Genomic DNA, 2,257 nt, shown 5'->3' with positions numbered 1-2,257 from the left:
CTTGAGCATCAACAGCGGTGCGTTGATCAGGCCGCCCTGGTTGTTGAGTTGGCCCTGGTTGAGGTCCAGGGTCAGGGCCGTATTGCTGAAGAGTTGACCGCCCTGCTGGTCGAGGCTGGACACAGAGGCAGTCAACGCGCTCTGGCTGCCAATGTGCCCGCCGTCTTGGTTGATGAGTTGGGTAGCCTTGAGGTCCAGCGTGCTGCCGCTGTTGAGACGCCCCTTCTGACTGTTGTTAAAAGCGCCGGTGGTGACGCTCACCGCGCCTTTACCGCTGATGGTCCCCTGTTCGCGGTTGTCCAGCGACTTGCTGGTCAGCAGCAACGCGCCGTCGGTGACCAGTTTCCCGCCCTGGTTGTCGAGCAAACCCAAGCTCTGCACAGTGAGGTCCGCCGCACTGGACAGGCTGCCGCCGGCGTTGCTCAGGTTGGCTGCGGTGACATTCAACGCCCCTTCACTGCTGAGCTGGCCTTGGCTGTTGATCAGGTCTCGGCTCAGGGTGATGCGCTGGTCCTGCTGGCTGTTCAGGTAGCCGCCGCTGTTATCCAGCGAGCCACCCTCCAGGATCAGCCCGGTCTTGGCGCTGAGCAGGCCCTTGGTGCGATTGAGCAATGCGTCCACGGTCAGCTTCAGCATCTGCCCAGCGTTTACCTGGCCGCCATCGCTGTTGTCGAAGTTCTGGCTGACCAGGGTGACGTCCGCACTGCCCGTCAGTTCACCGCCACGATTGTCGAGGTCGTCTACATCGAGATCCAGCGTTTTTGTTGCGCCGATCAGGCCGGCCTGACGGTTGTCGAGGTTGTTGGCCTTGAGTGTCAAGGCGTCTGTGCTGATCAGCGTGCCCTGGCGGTTATCAAAAGCGCCAAGGGTGGCCGCCAGTCCGGTCTTGCCGGCGATGCTGCCGGTGCGGTTGTCCAGACGATCAGCGACCAGTAGCAGCGCACCGTCGGCTATCACCGAGCCGTGCTGGTTGTCGAGCAGCGTATCAACAGTCAGGTCGAGTTGATCGTGGCTGCTGATCAGGCCGTCGCTGTTGTCCAGGCTGGCGCTGTGGCTGTCCAGCGATGCCGCCGAAATCACACCCCGGGCGTTGTTCAGCAATTGCGCCGTCTTCAGCACCAGCCCTTGGTTGCTCAGCAGCTTGCCGTTGCGGTTATCCAGGTTCTGCGCGGCAACGGTGAATACCTGCTGGCTGGAAATTTCGCCGCTCTGGTTGTTGACGTCCTTGAGGTTGCTCAGTAACAACGCACCCGACGTATTGATCAGGCCGCTCTGGTTATTCAGAAACCCGTGGTTGAGGTCCAGGGTGAGACTGGTATTGCTGAACAGTTCGCCGTTCAGTTGCTCCAGCCCGGTGATGCTGGCAGCCAAGTTTTTTGCACTGGCGATGCGACCAGAGGAGTTATTCACCTGGCCCGCTTTCAATGACAACGTGTCGTTGCTGCTCACGCTGCCGCCCAGGTTGCTCAAGGTAGCGGCGCTGTCGATGTTCAGCGCACCAATGCTCGCCAACTGACCCGCATCATTATTAATTTCGGCCGCCTTGACGCTGGCGGTGGTGTCGCTTTTCACGCTGCCTTGAGCGTTGAGCAATTGCCCCTGCAGATCCAGGTTCAACCCTTTTTGTGCGTAAAGGGTGCCTTGCCGGTTGTCCAGACTCCCCGCGTCGAGTGCCAGCAGACCGATCGACGACAGCAAACCAGCTTGATTAAGCAACTGGGCCGAAATGCTGGCGGTGAGTGCGCCATCCGCGAGCAAACGCCCCGCCGTGTTATCCAGCGAGGCAGCGCGCACCGTGACGTTGCCCTGGCTGCTGAGTTGGCCTCCGTTGTTATTCAACTGCCCGACATTGACCGTGAGGTTGCCATTGCTGCTGACGACGCCCTGGGTGTTGAGCAGTGTGTCGGCGCTGACGCTCAGCGTGTTGCTGCTCAGTACCCGGCCGTTATTCTGGTTATCCAGGGTCCCGGCTTTGACAGTCGAGGCCTGTCCGGCGCTCAAGGTCCCGCCCTGGTTGTTCAGGGTTTGCGCCACGTTGGCCGTCAGGTTGCGGCTGGCGATCACGCTCTTGCCGCTGTTGTTGAGGCTTTGTGCGGTGAGGCTCACATCACCCGTGGCGTTACGGGTGGTATCCGCATTGACCCCGGCTTCGATGACGCCGTTGTTGGTCAACTGCCCGCCGCTGCTCAAGCTGATCCGGTCACGGGCGGCGATGTTCTGCTGCACATCCAGTGCGCCGCTGGTTTGCATGTTGACG

General features: G+C 60.8%; 1 protein-coding gene. It reads right to left on the bottom strand.

Features of this window, described 5'->3' with window-relative positions:
- On the bottom strand, positions 1-2,257 hold a 2,257-nt coding region (locus tag FGE05_RS29520), incomplete at both ends, for a beta strand repeat-containing protein (RefSeq protein WP_373682535.1).

This window comes from Pseudomonas sp. ICMP22404 (assembly GCF_006227205.1).
Lineage (GTDB): Bacteria > Pseudomonadota > Gammaproteobacteria > Pseudomonadales > Pseudomonadaceae > Aquipseudomonas.
Note: the sequence above shows the minus strand (reverse complement) of the source record. Positions and strands in the feature narration are given on the sequence as shown.